The sequence below is a fragment of the Nocardia sp. NPDC041819 genome, assembly GCF_055590505.1.
Window position 1 is genome coordinate 709,549 of sequence record NZ_JBVJAP010000001.1, and the last position, 15,819, is coordinate 725,367.

14 protein-coding genes are annotated in these 15,819 nt (G+C 69.9%); 10 read left to right on the forward strand and 4 right to left on the reverse strand.

What is annotated here, in order from left to right; translation table 11 throughout:
- Positions 1-9: 9 nt before the first annotated feature.
- From ACZ6DL_RS03360 to ACZ6DL_RS03370, 3 genes are all read right to left on the reverse strand, one after another.
- Positions 10-690, reverse strand: coding sequence for an amino acid ABC transporter permease (locus tag ACZ6DL_RS03360; RefSeq protein ID WP_466048709.1), 681 nt, complete (start codon positions 688-690; stop codon positions 10-12).
- A 99-nt stretch (positions 691-789) separates the two neighbouring features.
- The gene (locus ACZ6DL_RS03365) at positions 790-1,626 is read right to left on the reverse strand and encodes a glutamate ABC transporter substrate-binding protein (RefSeq protein WP_466048711.1); all 837 of its coding nucleotides are present in this window, start codon (positions 1,624-1,626) and stop codon (positions 790-792) included.
- Positions 1,627-1,672: 46 nt separating this feature from the next.
- Positions 1,673-2,401 carry an amino acid ABC transporter ATP-binding protein gene (locus tag ACZ6DL_RS03370; protein WP_357116451.1) on the reverse strand — a complete coding sequence of 243 codons (729 nt, stop codon included), beginning with the start codon at positions 2,399-2,401 and terminating at the stop codon, positions 1,673-1,675.
- 258 nt (positions 2,402-2,659) lie between these two features.
- Between ACZ6DL_RS03370 and miaB the strand changes: the two genes are divergently transcribed.
- Positions 2,660-4,207, forward strand: coding sequence for a tRNA (N6-isopentenyl adenosine(37)-C2)-methylthiotransferase MiaB (gene miaB / locus ACZ6DL_RS03375; RefSeq protein ID WP_466048712.1), 1,548 nt, complete (start codon positions 2,660-2,662; stop codon positions 4,205-4,207).
- Positions 4,204-4,920 carry an Rv2732c family membrane protein gene (locus tag ACZ6DL_RS03380; protein ID WP_466048713.1) on the forward strand — a complete coding sequence of 239 codons (717 nt, stop codon included), beginning with the start codon at positions 4,204-4,206 and terminating at the stop codon, positions 4,918-4,920. The genes miaB and ACZ6DL_RS03380 overlap by 4 nt, the downstream gene beginning before the upstream one ends.
- A gap of 63 nt (positions 4,921-4,983) precedes the next feature.
- Here ACZ6DL_RS03380 and ACZ6DL_RS03385 read toward each other — a convergent pair whose 3' ends face one another.
- Positions 4,984-6,360 (reverse strand): DUF349 domain-containing protein, encoded by a 1,377-nt coding sequence (locus tag ACZ6DL_RS03385; protein WP_466048715.1) that lies wholly within the window; start codon positions 6,358-6,360, stop codon positions 4,984-4,986.
- A 241-nt stretch (positions 6,361-6,601) separates the two neighbouring features.
- On the opposite strand from ACZ6DL_RS03385, the gene ACZ6DL_RS03390 reads away from it, so the two are divergent.
- From ACZ6DL_RS03390 to ACZ6DL_RS03425, 8 genes are all read left to right on the forward strand, one after another.
- A complete protein-coding gene (locus ACZ6DL_RS03390) occupies positions 6,602-7,366 on the forward strand; it encodes a class III extradiol ring-cleavage dioxygenase family protein (protein ID WP_466048716.1) in 765 nt (254 codons plus the stop codon).
- Entirely contained in the window at positions 7,363-8,295 is a 933-nt protein-coding gene (gene miaA / locus ACZ6DL_RS03395; RefSeq protein ID WP_466048718.1) for a tRNA (adenosine(37)-N6)-dimethylallyltransferase MiaA, read from the forward strand. Before ACZ6DL_RS03390 ends, miaA begins: the two co-directional genes overlap by 4 nt.
- Entirely contained in the window at positions 8,292-9,128 is an 837-nt protein-coding gene (locus ACZ6DL_RS03400) for a TrmH family RNA methyltransferase (protein WP_466048719.1), read from the forward strand. The genes miaA and ACZ6DL_RS03400 overlap by 4 nt, the downstream gene beginning before the upstream one ends.
- Positions 9,129-9,161: 33 nt before the next feature.
- A complete protein-coding gene (gene dapF / locus ACZ6DL_RS03405; protein ID WP_466049546.1) occupies positions 9,162-10,043 on the forward strand; it encodes a diaminopimelate epimerase in 882 nt (293 codons plus the stop codon).
- A gap of 207 nt (positions 10,044-10,250) precedes the next feature.
- On the forward strand, positions 10,251-11,678 hold the full coding sequence (gene hflX, locus ACZ6DL_RS03410) for a GTPase HflX (RefSeq protein ID WP_466049548.1): 1,428 nt from the start codon (positions 10,251-10,253) through the stop codon (positions 11,676-11,678).
- Between the two features lie 326 nt (positions 11,679-12,004).
- Entirely contained in the window at positions 12,005-12,901 is an 897-nt protein-coding gene (locus ACZ6DL_RS03415) for a lysophospholipid acyltransferase family protein (protein WP_466048721.1), read from the forward strand.
- Positions 12,902-13,626: 725 nt separating this feature from the next.
- Entirely contained in the window at positions 13,627-14,772 is a 1,146-nt protein-coding gene (locus tag ACZ6DL_RS03420; RefSeq protein ID WP_466048723.1) for an acyl-CoA dehydrogenase family protein, read from the forward strand.
- 116 nt (positions 14,773-14,888) lie between these two features.
- Positions 14,889-15,791: an alpha/beta hydrolase fold domain-containing protein gene (locus ACZ6DL_RS03425; protein ID WP_466048725.1), complete on the forward strand. Its 903-nt coding sequence runs from the start codon at positions 14,889-14,891 to the stop codon at positions 15,789-15,791.
- The last annotated feature ends 28 nt before the right edge of the window (positions 15,792-15,819 follow it).

Below are 15,819 nucleotides of genomic sequence, written 5' to 3' on the forward strand. Positions count from 1 at the left end.
CGCTGACGCTCATCGAGCCACCTCGTACTTCTTGGCCAGCCAGCCGAAGAACAGGCCGGTCGGCAGGGTCAGGATCACGAAGCCGAGCGCGAAGATCGCGCCGATCGCCAGGACCGCGGCTTCGGTCTCGGTCATTTCCGCCATCAGCGTCGCCGCTTCGGCGACACCGATGGCCGAGGCGATGGTGGAGTTCTTGGTCAGCGCGATCAGGACGCTGCCCAGCGGGGCGATGACCGAACGGAATGCCTGCGGCAGCACGACCAGCCGCAGGTTCTGCAGGAAGCCGAGGCCGAGCGAGCGCCCCGCCTCGGACTGGCCCATCGGTACGGTGTTGATGCCCGCACGCAGCGACTCGCAGACGAAGGCGGCGGTGTAGATGCTCAAGCCGACGACTGCGAATCGGAAGTTGTTCTGCGCCAGAGAGTCCGGCCCCTCACCCGCGAGGCGCCAGCCCATCGTCGTGTAGAGACCCAGCGACATGAACACGATGATCAGCGTGAGGGGGGTGTTGCGGAAGACGGTGACGTAGGCCGTGCCGACCCAGCGGGCGACGGGCACGGGAGACACGCGCAAGCCCGCGACGACAGTGCCCAGGATCAGCGCGCCGACCGCGGAGAGCACGGTCAGTTGGATTGTCACCCAGAAGGCTTCGAGGATTTGGTCGTCATACCTCGAGATCAGGTCGAACACGGCGGACGCGTCCCTCCGATCAGGTCTCGATGGTCAGGGAAGTGTGGCGGGTGGCCCGCGCCGGGCCGGGGCCGGGCCACCCGTCCTTACACGGTGCGGTCAGTACCGATTCACGGTCGGCGGCTGCGGGGCCTGGTAGCCGGACGCGCCGACGGTCGAATCGAAGGCCTTCTTCCAGGAGCCGTCGGCGATCATCGCCTCGATGGCGTCGTTGATCTTGTCCCGCAGTTCCTTGTCGCCCTTCTTCAACCCGATGCCGTAGTTCTCCGTGGTGAACGGCTTGCCGACCACCTTGAACGCGCCGCTGCTCTGCGCGGCGTAACCGGCCAGGATGATGTCGTCGGTGGTCACCGCGTCCCAGGAGCCTGCGCGCAGGCCCTCGAGGCAGAGCGAGTAGGTGTCGTTCGTCTGCAGCTGGGTGTCGGGGAAGTTCTTCTCGATGTTCTGGGCCGGCGTGGAGCCCTTCACCGAGCAGACCTTCTTGCCCTTGAGGTTGTCCGGGCCGTTGATGTCGGCGTTGTCGGCCCGCACCAGCAGCGATTGCCCGGCGATGTAGTACGGACCGGCGAAGTCGACCTTGTCCTTGCGCTTGTCGTTGATCGAGTAGGTGGCGACGATGTAGTCGACCTGCCCGTTCTCGATCAGCGTCTCACGCTGCGGCGACGGCGCCTCCTTGAACGTGATCTGGTCCGGTTGCACGCCCAGTTTCCCTGCGACGTACTTCGCCACCTCGACATCGAAGCCGCTGTAGGACCCGTCCTTGTTCCGCAGCCCCAGACCGGGCTGATCGAACTTGATGCCGATGGTGAGTTTGCCGTCCTTGGCGTTGTCCAGGGCGGACTTGTCGTCGCCGCCGCCGCACGCGGTGGCCGTCGCGGCGGCGAGTGTCAGGGCGATCGCTCCGACGCCGATGCGCAGAGCGCGATTGATCCTCATCGAGTTCCTTCTCCCTATCCGTGGGTGCTGGCCGCTGTCCGGCAGATCAGTGGCTCAAAATCTTGCCCAGGAAGTCTTTGGCCCGCTCCGACTTCGGGGCGGTGAAGAACGCCTCCGGCGGCGCGTCCTCCACCACTTGGCCGTCGGCCATGAAAAGCACCCGGTTCCCGGCGCGGCGCGCGAAGCCCATCTCATGGGTGACGACCAGCATCGTCATCCCCTCCTTGGCCAGCGACACCATCACCTCGAGCACTTCGTTGACCATCTCCGGGTCCAGCGCGGAGGTCGGCTCGTCGAACAGCATCACTTTCGGGTTCATCGCCAGCGCCCGGGCGATGGCGACGCGTTGCTGCTGCCCGCCGGACAGCTGTGCGGGGTACTTGTCGGCTTGATCGGCGATGCCGACCCGGTCGAGCAGTTGCATCGCGCGGGCGCGGGCGTCGTCCTTCTTCACCTTGCGGACCTTGACCGGCGCGAGCATGACGTTCTCGACGATCGTCTTGTGCGCGAAGAGGTTGAACGACTGGAAGACCATGCCTACGTCGGCGCGCAGGGCGGCCAGCGCGCGGCCCTCGGCGGGCAGTGCGACACCATCGATGGCGATGTCCCCGGAGTCGATCGGTTCCAGCCGGTTGATGGTGCGGCACAGCGTCGATTTACCGGAGCCCGACGGGCCCAGAACGATGACGACCTGCCCTTTCGGGACCTCCAGGGTGATGTCCTTGAGTACGTGCAGGTCGCCGAAGTGCTTGTCCACATTGCGCATCAAGATCATCGGCGGCGCGCTGGTGGCGGCGCTGACATCCCCGGCAGAGGCGTCCCCGGTCGTGCCGGGAGCGGCGGCGTCGTCGGTCATGGTCATGACCTTAGGCAAAAATCGGGGATTTGCCCGGCTTTCCGCGACACACCGTCTCGCCGCGCCGATTCGACATGTGCGCGTAACCTCACGGTCCCTTCGGCGTCGGCGGCAGACGCCCGGAGCCTGCGCCGATGCGCGCGAAAACCGCCGGAGGCCGCCCCGTACCCTGGATGGGTGGATTCGATCGGACAGGCACTGTCGGCTCCCCCCGAGGGCACAGCACGCAGTTACGAGGTCCGCACCTTCGGCTGCCAGATGAACGTGCACGATTCCGAACGCTTGTCGGGTTTGCTGGAGGACGCGGGATACGTGAAGGCCGCGCCCGGCGCGACGGCCGACCTCGTCGTCTTCAACACCTGCGCGGTGCGCGAGAACGCCGACAACAAGCTCTACGGCACGCTCGGTCACCTGGCGCCGACCAAGGCGAGCCGTCCCGGCATGCAGATCGCCGTCGGCGGCTGCCTGGCGCAGAAGGATCGCGACGTCGTGGTGCGCAAGGCGCCGTGGGTCGACGTGGTCTTCGGCACGCACAACATCGGTTCGCTGCCGGTGCTGCTGGAGCGGGCCCGGCACAACCGGGAAGCCCAGGTGGAGATCCTGGAGTCGCTGGAGGCGTTCCCGTCCTCGCTGCCCGCCAAGCGCGAATCCGCCTACGCGGGCTGGGTTTCGATCTCGGTCGGCTGCAACAACACCTGCACCTTCTGCATCGTGCCCGCCCTGCGCGGCAAGGAGGTCGACCGCCGCCCCGGTGACGTGCTCGCCGAGGTGCAGGCGCTGGTGGACCAAGGCGTGCTCGAGGTGACGCTGCTCGGCCAGAACGTGAACTCCTACGGCGCGTCGTTCGCCGACCCGAGCGAGCCGCGCGACCGCGGCGCGTTCGCCAAGCTGCTGCGCGCGTGCGGGCACATCGACGGCCTGGATCGGGTCCGCTTCACCTCGCCGCACCCGGCCGAGTTCACCGACGACGTGATCGAGGCCATGGCCGAGACCCCCAATATCTGCCCGCAGCTGCACATGCCGCTGCAGTCCGGCTCGGATCGGGTGCTCAAGGCGATGCGCCGCTCCTACCGCAAGGCCCGCTACCTCGGGATCATCGACAAGGTCCGCGCCGCGATGCCGCACGCCGCGATCACCACCGACATCATCGTGGGCTTCCCCGGCGAGACCGAAGAGGATTTCCTCCAGACCCTCGATGTCGTGCGGCAGGCGCGTTTCACCAGCGCCTACACCTTCCAGTACTCCAAGCGACCCGGTACACCCGCCGCGGACATGCCCGACCAGCTGCCCAAGGCCGTCGTGCAGGAGCGCTACGACCGCCTCATCGCGCTGCAGGAGGAGATCTCCTTGGCCGCCAACCAGGAACTGATCGGCACCGAGGTGGAGTTGCTCGTGGCCGAGGGCGCGGGCAAGAAGAACGCCGCGACCGCGCGCATGAGCGGCCGCGCCCGCGACGGCAGGCTGGTGCACTTCCGGCCGGGCGGCACCGCCGAGCCGATTCGCCCCGGCGACCTGGTCACGGTCGACATCACCGCCGCGGCGCCGCACCACCTCGTCGCCGATGCCGCGATCAAGACGCACCGCCGCACCCGCGCCGGCGACGCGCACGAACGTGGTGTCACGCCGAAGACCGCGCCGATCGGCGTGGGGCTCGGGCTGCCCCGCATCGGCGCGCCCACCCCGGAACCCGCGGCCGCGGGCTGCTCGACCGGCTGCGGCGCATGACCACCGGCCCGGACGACGACGCCACCCGCGATGGCGACGGGGCGGTTCCCCCGTCCGGTGACGACGCGTCCGCGGCGAACCCGCGACACCGGCCCGGCAGCCGCGACGCAGACGAACGAAACGAGGACTCAGTGAGCTCGGTCGAGAGCACCGGCGATTTCGAACAGTTCCGCGACGACCTCGACGCCGTCGAGCGCAAGATCGCCGGTGAGATCGATCCCGGCATCCGCGCCATGGTCGTGGCGGGTGCGGTGTTCCTGCTGCTGGCCTCGCTGGTCCTGTCGCACGCGGGCACCGCGCGCGGCTTCGACGTGCTGTTGAACACCGACGTCGCGCGGGCCGAGCACATCGGGCTTCCCTCGCGCGTCTTCGTCTGGTTCCTCGTGGTCTTCGGCATCGGGTTCTCGATGCTGGCGCTGATGACCCGCCGCTGGGTGCTGGCCTGGATCGCCGTCGCGGGCAGCGCCGTGGCAAGCGTGTTCGGCGTGCTCTCGATCTGGCACCGCCAGACCCCCGGCGTGGGCAACTACATCGGCGCGGGCCCCGGCATCGGGCTGATCCTGGGCGCGATCGTGACCGTCGTGCTCACCTTCCACTGGGTCCGCGTGGTGTGGAGCCGCACCACGCTGCACCTGGCCGCCGAGGAGCAGCGCCGCAACGCCGCCGCGGCCGCGGAGGAACGCGACCGGCGTCGCCTCATGGGCGACTCCTGACCTGATCGCGCACACGAGCGGCCCTTCCCACCGGGAAGGGCCGCAATCGTCGATCGAGCGAACTCAGCGGTTGCTGACGGCGCCTTCGGCGGCCTCGGCCCACTCCCGCCACTGCTTGGCCTGCTCCAGCGCCTTCTCCGCGTCCCGCGCGTTGCCCGCGGCCTGCGCTTTCGCCGCCTGCTCCTCGAACTGCGCCACGCGCTCGCGGAACTGGGCGGCGCGGGCCATCGCCTCGGGGTCGGTGCGCCGCCACTGCGCGTCCACGGCGTCGCGCACGCGCTTCTCGATCGCCCGCAGCTTGCCTTCCAGTTCCTGCATGCGCTCGCGCGGAACCTTGCCGATGGCGTCCCACTTCTCCTGGAGCTCGCGCAGCGCGCTGCGGGCCACTTCCAGATCGGCGGACGGATCGATGAAGGCGTAGGCGCTCAGCAGTTCCTCTTTGGCGGTCGCGTTCTGCTCGAACTCGGCGTCGCGCTCGGAGACGGCGGCGTTGCGGGCGGCGAAGAAGACATCCTGCGCGCTCTTGAAGCGCCGCCACAGCGCCTCGTCGGCCTCGCGTGGCGCGCGCCCGGCGGCCTTCCACTCGGCCAGCAGATCGCGGAAGACGCCCGCGGTGGCCACCCATTCGGTGGAGCCGGACAGTTCCTCGGCCTGCACGCACAGTTCTTCCTTGCGCGACTTCGCGGCGGCGCGTTCGCGATCCAGCTCGGCGAAGTGCGCGCCGCGGCGCCGGTTGAACGCCTCACGGGCCTTGGAGTAGCGCTTCCACAACGCGTCGTCCACCTTGCGGTCCACGCCCCGGATGGACTTCCACTCATCGAGGATCTCGCGCAGCCGATCGCCCGCGGCCTTCCACTGGGTGGACTCGGCGGCGATCTTCTCCGCCTCGGCGGCCAGCGCCTCCTTGCGCTCGGTGTGCTCGTGCCTGGCGCGTTCCTTCTCTTCCTTGGCGTGCGCGGCGGCTTCTTCGGAGTGCTCGGCGATGGCCTGCAAGCGCCGGCCCAGCCCCTCGATGTCCCCGATCACCGCGGCGGTCGGCAGCGACTCGGCCAGCGCCACGGCGGCGGCCTTCGTCTTGCGCGCGTCCGCACCCGCGGCCAGCCGCGCCTCCAGCAGGGCGACCTCGGTGGCCAGGTCGTCGAACCGGCGGCCGAAGTGGGCCAGACCCTCCGTGGCGTCACCGGCCTGCCACGAGCCGACCTGGCGTTCGCCGTCGGGGGTCTTCACCCAGGCGGTGCCGTCCTCATCGACCCGGCCCCACAGGCTCGGATCGGAGACGGTGGGGACCACGACGGGATGGGGATGCTGCTGGGCGGGGCCCGGGGCGGGTTTTACCGCGTGCGGCTTGGGCGGTGGAATCGAGCGGCCCGGTTTCGGGGCACCGGAAGAACGGGGCATCTTGCCGGGGCCGGCTTTCGCGGTTCCGTTGCTGTCGGTCATGTTTCCTCGTCCCTGCCGCGCGTCACGGCTGCCTGGTTACGCCCTAGCTCATCCCATTCAACCCGGTCCGAGCCCTTGTGACCATCGACCCATGCCTTCCCGAGGAGGAATCCCGGGGGTTTCCAACCCCTGATGACCTGGGTTGTAGCTCCTCGAACACTATCAATCTCGGCGGTATTTCCGGCAGAGACACTCGAAGCCGGGCGGTACCGGTGGTCCCGGCAACGACTACGGTTACGACGTGTTCTCCGTCGCCGCTCTCGTTCCGTCGCCACCCGTGCTGGTCCCCGAGCTGTGCGGCGGCGTGGCGGACGCGGTGGGGGCAGGCGATCCGGACCCGCGCGCGGTGCTGCGGTCCGCCGTGCTCGACGCCGTACGCGCCTTCGCCGCCGTGGCGCAGCGCTGGACGGTGCTCGGCGTCGGCGCAGGTGAGAGCACGTTCGGTCCGGAGACCGCGGGCACGTTCCGCGGATTCGGCGCGGACGTGCGCGTCGGGCTCTCCGGCGCGGCGGTCGCCGCGGCGCCGCGGGCCGATGCCGGCCTGCCGTTGGCCGTGCTGATCGGGGGATGGCTACGCGGGCAGGTCGCCCCGAGCGCAACCGCCGAGGCGCGCATCGTCGCTGCCGACGCGACGGCGGAGCACTGCCGCGAGGCCGGGGTGAAGCTGCGCGCCGATCTGGACGGCGATGCCGCGCCGCGCGGTGTGCTGGTCGTCGCCGACGGCGCCGCGACACTGTCGACCAAGGCGCCCGGTTACCTCGACGATCGGGCCCGGCCGGTGCAGGACCGGCTGGACCACGCCCTGAGCACGGGGGATCGCGCCGCGCTGCGGGCACTCGATCCCGGTCTGTGCGCCGCACTGAGCCTCTCGGGACGCGCCGCCTACCAGGTGCTGGCCGGGCTGTTCCCGGCCGACCCGCGGGTCGAGACGCGGTACTGCGATGCCCCGTTCGGGGTCGGTTACCACGTGAGCATCTGGCGGCCCGCGGAAGGCGAGGCGGCGTGACCGATTCCGGCATCACTCCGATCGCGGTGGTCGGCCCCACCGCCACCGGCAAATCCGATCTCGCCCTCGATCTGGCCGAACGGCTCGGCGGCGAGATCGTGAACATCGACGCCATGCAGCTCTACCGCGGCATGGACATCGGAACCGCCAAGCTGCCGCTCGCGCAGCGCCGGGGCATTCCTCATCACCAGCTCGACGTGCTCGGCGTGACGGATACCGCGTCCGTGGCCGCCTATCAGGCGGCCGCAAGCGCGGACGTCGTCGCGATCATGGGGCGCGGCCGGGTGCCCGTCATCGTGGGCGGTTCGATGATGTACGTCCAGGCGCTGCTGGACGAATGGGAGTTCCCGGCCACCGATCCGGCCGTCCGGGCGCGCTGGGAGGTGATGCTCGCCGAGCGGGGTGTCGCGGCCGTGCACGCGGCGCTGCGCGCGGCCGATCCGGTGGCCGCGGCCACCATCCTGCCCACCGACGGCCGCCGCATGGTGCGGGCGCTCGAGGTCGTCGAACTCACCGGACGGCCGTTCGCCGCCTCGGCGCCGACCATCGGGCCGCCGCGCTGGGGCACCGTCATCATCGGTGTGGACCGGGAGACCGTGGCCTTGGACGAGCGCATCGAGCGGCGCACCGCGGCGATGTTCGAGGGCGGGCTGGTGGAGGAGGTGCGTGGCCTCATCGAGCACGGCCTGCGCGAGGGCGTCACGGCGCGGCGCGCTATCGGCTACGCACAAGTCCTGGCCTATCTGGACAACGAATACGACCTGAACCACGCTCAGGAACGCACCCTGATCGGTACCCGGCGCTACGTGCGCAGGCAACGCTCCTGGTTCCGGCGCGATCCTCGGGTGCGGTGGGTGGACGGCGCCGCGCCGGAACCGGCCGCGAGGGCGCTGGCCCTGCTCGAAGAGAAAGAACGGACTCCGCAGTGACCCGACGTGTGAGCACGCGCAACGCCTCCGTCCAGGTGTGGCAGGCATATCTCAACAACCGCACCAAGCGTCATCGCGACGGTCGTTTCCTGGTGCAGGGGGTGCGTCCGATCACGCAGGCCGTGGCCAACGACTGGCCGCTGGAGACGTTGTTGTACCGCCTCGGCGGCCCGGAGCTGTCGGGCTGGGCGCGCGAAGTGCTGGACACCAGCAGCGTTCCGCAGGTCGGCCTGGTGCCCGAGCTGATGGCCGAGCTCGGCGAGAAGTCCGGGGGGATACCGGAACTCGTGGCGGTCGCGGAGTCGCGGCAGCCCGAGCTGGAGACCTTCGAGCCGGGCGAGCCGGGGGAGGACGCGCCGGTGGTCGTGGTGTTCGACCGGCCCAACTCGCCCGGCAATCTCGGCACCCTGATCCGCTCGGCCGACGCGTTCGGGGCCTGCGGCGTCATCGTCACCGGCCACGGCGCCGACCAGTACGACCCGCAGGCCGTACGGGCCTCGACCGGTTCGCTGTTCGCCGTGCCGGTGATCCGCGCCGCCGGGCCGCCGCAGGTGCTGGATTTCCGCAACCGGCAGGTGCGCCGCGGCATTCCGACCCGCATCGTGGGGACCGACGAGCACGCCCCGCACGCCGCCTACGACTACGACTTCACTGACGCGACCATCCTGGTCGTCGGCAACGAGACCAGCGGGATGAGCGCCGCCTGGCAAGCGGCCTGCGACGACATGGTGTACATCCCGATGGGCGGCACGGCCAGCTCGCTGGGGGCGCCGTCGGCGGCCGCGGTGGCGCTCTACGAAATTTCCCGGCAGCGCCGGACGTTTGCCAAGTGACGACGAGATAGGGAGACATCGCACGTGCCGGATATCGAGTTCACCAAGGGCCACGGCACCCAGAACGATTTCGTGGTGCTGCCGGACCAGGGGGCCGACCTGGCGCTGACGGCCGCGCGGGTCGGCGCGCTCTGCGATCGCCGCCGCGGCCTCGGCGCGGACGGCGTGCTGCGGGTCGCGCGCGCCGGTGCGCTGCTGGCCGCCGGGGTACTCGGGGAGATCCCGGAAGGCGTCGGCGCCGACGACTGGTTCATGGACTACCGCAACGCCGACGGTTCGATCGCCGAGATGTGCGGCAACGGCGTGCGCGTGTTCGCCCACTACCTGAGCGTGTCGGGACTGGAGACCCGCGACAGTTTCGTCGTCGGCAGCCGCGCCGGCGCGCGCCCGGTGACGGTGCATGCCGGGAACTCGGTCACCGGCGACGTCACCGTTGGTATGGGGCCGGTGCGCGAACTCGGCGCGTCCACCGCGACCCTCGCGGGCTGGGCGCTGCCCGGCATCGGCATCGACGTCGGCAATCCGCATCTGGCCTGCGTCGATCCGGGGATGTCCGCGGACGCGCTCGGGAAGCTCGACCTGACCGTGGCGCCCGGCTTCGATCCGGACCTCTTCCCGCACGGGGTGAACGTCGAGATCGTCACCGCGCTGGACGACGATGGTTCGGTCGACATGCGGGTCTACGAGCGCGGTGTGGGCGAAACCCGTTCTTGCGGAACGGGAACCGTCGCCGCGGCCGCCGCCGCGCTGGCAGCCGACGGCTTCCGGATCGCCGCGGACACCGGCCGGGTGACGGTCCGGGTGCCCGGCGGTGAGCTGACCGTCGGGCTGGAACGCGGCTCGGCGTGGCTGCGCGGGCCGTCGGTTCTGGTGGCCGCGGGCCGCCTCGCCGGATCGTGGTGGGACGGGCTGTGAGCGCCGCCCTCCGATAACCGCGTGCGTGCTGCGGTGATGTCGTGGCAGCATGGATGGTGTATGAGGAAATCAGAGACGTATGAATTCACTCCGGCGGACGCGAACGATCGCGCTGCCGAGGCGGCCGACGACGCCGTGACCGGCGACGACGCCGTGACCGGCGACGACGCGGTGACCGGCGACGTGGTCGCCGAGCACGCCGCGCGAATGCGCCGGTCCGGCTGGTCGGCCGATCCCACCGTGGGCGAGCTGCAACTGGAGGACCGCAGCTCGCTGCGGCGTGTGGCGGGCCTGTCCACCGAGCTCGCCGACATCACCGAGGTCGAGTACCGGCAGCTGCGCCTGGAGCGCGTCGTGCTGGTCGGTGTCTGGACCGCGGGTACCGCCGCGCAGGCCGAGGCGAGCATGGCCGAGCTGGCGGCGCTCGCCGAGACCGCGGGCTCCGAGGTGCTCGAAGCGCTGATCCAGCGCCGCGACCGGCCGGATCCGGCCACCTACATCGGCTCCGGCAAGGCCGAGGAGTTGCGCTCGGTCGTGCTGGAGACCGGCGCCGACACCGTCATCTGCGACGGCGAGCTCACTCCGGCGCAGCTGACCGCCCTGGAGAAGGTGGTCAAGGTCAAGGTGGTCGACCGGACCGCGTTGATCCTGGACATCTTCGCCCAGCACGCCACCTCCCGGGAGGGCAAGGCGCAGGTCTCGCTGGCCCAGATGGAGTACATGCTGCCCAGGCTGCGCGGTTGGGGTGAGTCGATGTCCCGGCAGGCCGGTGGCCGCGCGGGCAGCAACGGCGGCGTGGGTCTGCGTGGCCCCGGTGAGACCAAGATCGAAACCGACCGTCGTCGCATCCGCGAGCGCATGGCCAAGCTGCGCCGCGAGATCCGGGAGATGAAGACCGCGCGCGACACCATGCGGGCGCGCCGCAACTCCAGCGGCATCCCGTCCGTCGCGATCGTCGGCTACACCAACGCGGGCAAGTCGAGCCTGATGAACAAGCTCACCGGCGCAGGCCTGCTGGTCCAGGACGCGCTGTTCGCCACCCTCGACCCGACCACCCGCCGGGCGGAGCTGGACGACGGGCGCGAGGTCGTCTTCACCGACACCGTCGGCTTCGTGCGGCATCTGCCCACGCAACTGGTCGAGGCGTTCCGTTCCACCTTGGAGGAGGTGACCGGCGCCGATCTGCTGCTGCACGTGGTGGACGGTTCCGACGCACTGCCCGCCGAGCAGATCAAGGCCGTCCGCGAGGTGATCACGGACGTGATCAAGGAATCCGGCACGCCCGCCCCGCCGGAGCTGCTGGTGGTGAACAAGACCGACGCGATGGGGCCGACCGAGCTCACCAACCTGCGCGCGCTGCTGCCGGACGCGTCGTTCGTGTCCGCGCACAGCGGTCGTGGCATCGACGCGCTGCGTGAGCGGCTCGCCGAAATGCTCGGCGGGCTGGACGTGGAGATCAGCGTGCTGCTGCCGTACACACGCGGCGACCTGCTCGCCCGCATCCATGCCGATGGCCGCATCTTCGACTCCCTCCATGAGGAGGGCGGAACCCGCGTTCACGCGCGCGTCCCGCACGCCCTGGCGGCCGCCCTGTCGGAGTACGCGCACGCGGGCACGGGGGAGTCCGGCGAGTAAGCCTCTCAGTGCGGGGACTCGGTCCAGCGCCGGCGTGGCGGTGGGCGCCGCTGGTGGTCGCCTGTGCCTCGTCACGGGTGCACAAGTGGGCCCGGGGCGCTCCGGCCGCAGTTGTGCGGCTGCCGCATGGCTTCCGTGCGATGGAGTGGGCCTCGGTATGGGCGCCTCGGCGGGGCGATGACTTGCGAGTTCGCGACGTGCTTGCTGGGACGATGAACGAGCTGGTCGCTCGACCAAATGGGCGTGTCGCGATATGACGCGCACATCCGGTGCGACGCAGTCGATTTCGTTGCGCTATCGTCATCGAATCGACATCAGGAGGGTTCATGTCGGACGCCCGCTCCGATTCCCGCACCCGGCGCTCCGGCGCCGCGCGCAGCGCCGATCCGGCGCTCACCGACGGTGCGCCCCTGTCGGTCGCGCTGACCGACACCGATCTGCGGGTGATCGACACCCTGCTCGCGCCGCTGCGCGCGTGGACCAGCCCGCGTTTCTACGGCCTGGAGAACATCCCCGCCGACGGCCCGGTGCTGCTGGTCGGTAACCACAACCTGCTGGGCGGCATCGACGCGCCGATGCTGCTGCCCGAGGTGCTGCGCCGCCGTGGCCGCCTGATCCGCGGTCTCGCCGAGAACGTGCTGATCAATGTGCCCGGTATCCGTCACCTGCTGCACCACTACGGCGCGGTGCGCGGGACTCGGTCCAACTGTCTGGCCCTGCTGCGGCGCGGCGAGGCCGTGATGGTGTTCCCCGGTGGCGGCCGGGAGGCGGTGCGCCGCAAGAACGAGAAGTACCTGCTGAAGTGGGAAGGGCGCAGCGGCTTCGCGCGCATGGCCATCGAAGCGGGCGCGCCCATCGTGCCGGTCGCGATGATCGGCGTCGACGACGCCTACGACATCGTGGTGGACGGCGACCATCCGATCCTTCGCCCGCTGCGCTGGACCGTGGAAGCGCTCGGCCTCAGCCGCGACCTCACCCCGCCGCTCATCCGCGGAGTCGGTCCCACCGTGATCCCGCGGCCGGAGCGGTTCTATTTCTCCGCGGGCGCGCCCATCGACCCGGCGCCCTGGCGCGACGCGGGCGACATGCACGCCGCCGCGGTCGAATTCCGCGACGTGGTGCGCAAGGCGCTGGAGAAGGAGATGAACTTCCTCTTCGCCGAACGGGCGCGGGACCAAGGCCGCACCTTGGTGGGTCGTGTGCGGGGTTGGCTGAACCTCTGACGGGTTCGCTGTCCGGTCCTACCCCGGTTCTCGATCCGGTGACTACCGATCCGACCGAGCCGGGGCATAGGGCCGCTCCGGTGTAGTCGCCGCTGAGCGGGACGAAGTCGACGTCGGATGCGCTCCGAGTCCGGTCGGTACGCCGCGGTTCGCGGCGCCGATGCCATGTGTCCAGCGGCTCGATCGGCAGGTCAGCCCGTCGGACGCAGCTGGATGTGATTGCGCCGCGTGATGGCGCCGGAGTGGGATTGGTCCGCGCCTCCGTGAAGTCCCGGTCGTCGCGAAGCCGAGGGGCGCAGAAGGCGTCCGTGACGGCGGGGCGGCCGTGGTGCACCGGTTGCGCGTCAGAGCGTCCGCTCACGCACGCATACGTGGGCTGGCTCGAGTGTTCGCCGCCGACCGACGCGCGCTCTGGCACTACCAGCGGGAAAGAGCCGGTAGCGGACAGCCTCGAGCTGCCGCGTAGCGGCCACCGGACCGGCGATCGGCCGACCTCGCCGAAGAATCGGGGTGAATCCAGCGATGCCCGGCGTTGGCGTCCCCCACCGCTCCCGAGTTCCCGATCGTTTGCGGGGAATCTCGCCTGCTGATCCCGACCCGTGCCGCCGCTCCTGGTGAGACCATGGTTCTGGCCCCAGAAGTGAACACGGATTCTCCTTCCGGGTACGGTATGGGGCAACGACTGGTCGGTGTGGACCGGCCGGTGTGGTCACTAGGAGGTTGGCGTGGAACGCACACTGTTCGAACCCGAACACGAACTGTTCCGGGAGTCGTTCCGCAAGTTTCTCGCTCAGCACGTCGCGCCGAATCACGCGAAGTGGGAGGAGCAGGGCATCGTCGACCGGGAGGTCTGGCTCGAGGCGGGCAAGCAGGGCTTTCTCGGCATGGCCATGCCGGAGCAGTACGGCGGCGGCGGGGTGAAGGATTTCCGCTACAACGCCATCGTCTCGGAGGAGTCGGTGCGCGGCCAGTACTCCGGTCTCGGCTTCTCGCTGCACAACGATGTGATCGCGCCTTACCTGCTCGAGTTGGCCAACGAGGAGCAGAAGCAGCGCTGGTTGCCCGGTTTCTGCGCGGGCGAGATCATCACCGCGATCGCGATGACCGAACCGGGCACCGGTTCGGATCTGCAGGGCATCAAGACCCGCGCGGTGCGCGACGGGGACGACTGGATCCTCAACGGCGCCAAGACCTTCATCACCAACGGCATCAACTCCGACATCGTGATCGTGGTGGCGCAGACCGACCCGGAGAAGGGCGCGATGGGCTTCAGCCTGTTCGTGGTCGAGCGCGGCATGCCCGGCTTCGAGCGCGGCCGCAACCTGGACAAGCTCGGCCTCAAGGCCCAGGACACCGCCGAGCTGAGCTTCACCGACGTGCGCGTGCCCGGCAAGAACCTGCTCGGCACCGAGGGCATGGGCTTCATCCACCTCATGCAGAACCTGCCGCAGGAGCGGCTGTCGATCGCCGTCATGGCGGCGGCGGCCATGGAGTCCTGCCTGGACATGACCGTCCAGTACGTCCGCGACCGCAAGGCGTTCGGCAAGCCGATCGGCGCGCTGCAGAACACCCGCTTCGTGCTCGCCGAACTGGCCACCAAGACCACCGCCGTGCGCCTGATGGTGGACAAGTTCATCGAACTGCTCAACGAGGGCAAGCTGACCGCCGAGGACGCGGCGATGGCCAAGTGGTGGAGCACCGAGGAGCAGCTCGACTTGATCAACCGCTGCCTGCAACTGCACGGCGGATACGGCTACATGAAGGAATACCCGATCGCGAAGGCCTACATGGATGCTCGCATCCAGACCATCTACGGTGGCACCACCGAGATCATGAAGGAGATCATCGGGCGCAGCCTGAAACTCTCCTGACAGCGCGCGGGTCACGCTCGGGCCGCCGTCGGCCCGGGCATCGCCTGGGGCACAATCGCCTCCCGAGGTGCCGACGGACTCGACGTCCGGCCATCACCCGAAGTGGAGGAGATGCGATGCCGAGTCTGGCCAACCAGGTCGTGCGCGGATATTTGAGGGCGACGCGCGCCAACCGGGTATTCGTCGACGTCGGCGCGGCGCGGGAGCGCGTTCGTGATCTGAGCCTGCGGCCCCGGCGCTACGGTCCGCCGCGCCGGCTGCGCGCGGATGTGGCGATCACGGTGGACCGTCGCGGCGGCTGGCCGGTCTACACGCTGACTCCGCGCGGGCAGCGGCCTCGGGGGAATGTCGTGTACGCGCACGGTGGCGGCTGGGTGCACGAGATCGCACCGCAGCATTGGGCACTGTGCGCGGCCGTCGCCGCGGAAACCGGTGCGGCCGTGACTGTCGCGGTCTACCCGCTGATTCCGTTCGGGACGGCCGCGCAAGTCGTCCAAGGCTTCGTCGACCTGGTGCTCGCGAACCGGGAAACCTACGAGAACGTCTGTTTGGCAGGGGATTCCGCCGGTGGGCAGATCGCTCTGTCGGCCGCGGTGGTGTTGCGGGACGAGCATCGGGTGCGGCTGCCGGGCACCGTGCTGATCGCACCCGCCCTCGATCTCTCGCTGAGCAATCCGGAGATACCGGTCGTGCAGCCCCGCGACCCGTGGCTGGGCGTCGCGGGGACTCGGGTGCTCATCGAGCACTGGCGGGGCGACCTGGAGATCGCCGACCCGAGGGTCAGCCCGCTCGCCGCCGACCTGCGCGGGCTCGGTCCGCTGACGGTCTTCTGCGGCACCGACGACATCCTGCACCCGGACACGCGCCTGCTGGTGGACGCGGCACGTCGCGCCGGCGTAACGGTGGACTACCACGCCGGGCAGGGGCTGCCGCATGTCTATCCGCTGACGCCGACCCCCGAAGGACGGGCCGCCCGCAGGATCGTCATCGAACGTTTGCGCAGCGCACTCGGGGGTTGAGCGAATCCCCAGTCGATATCGCCGCTGA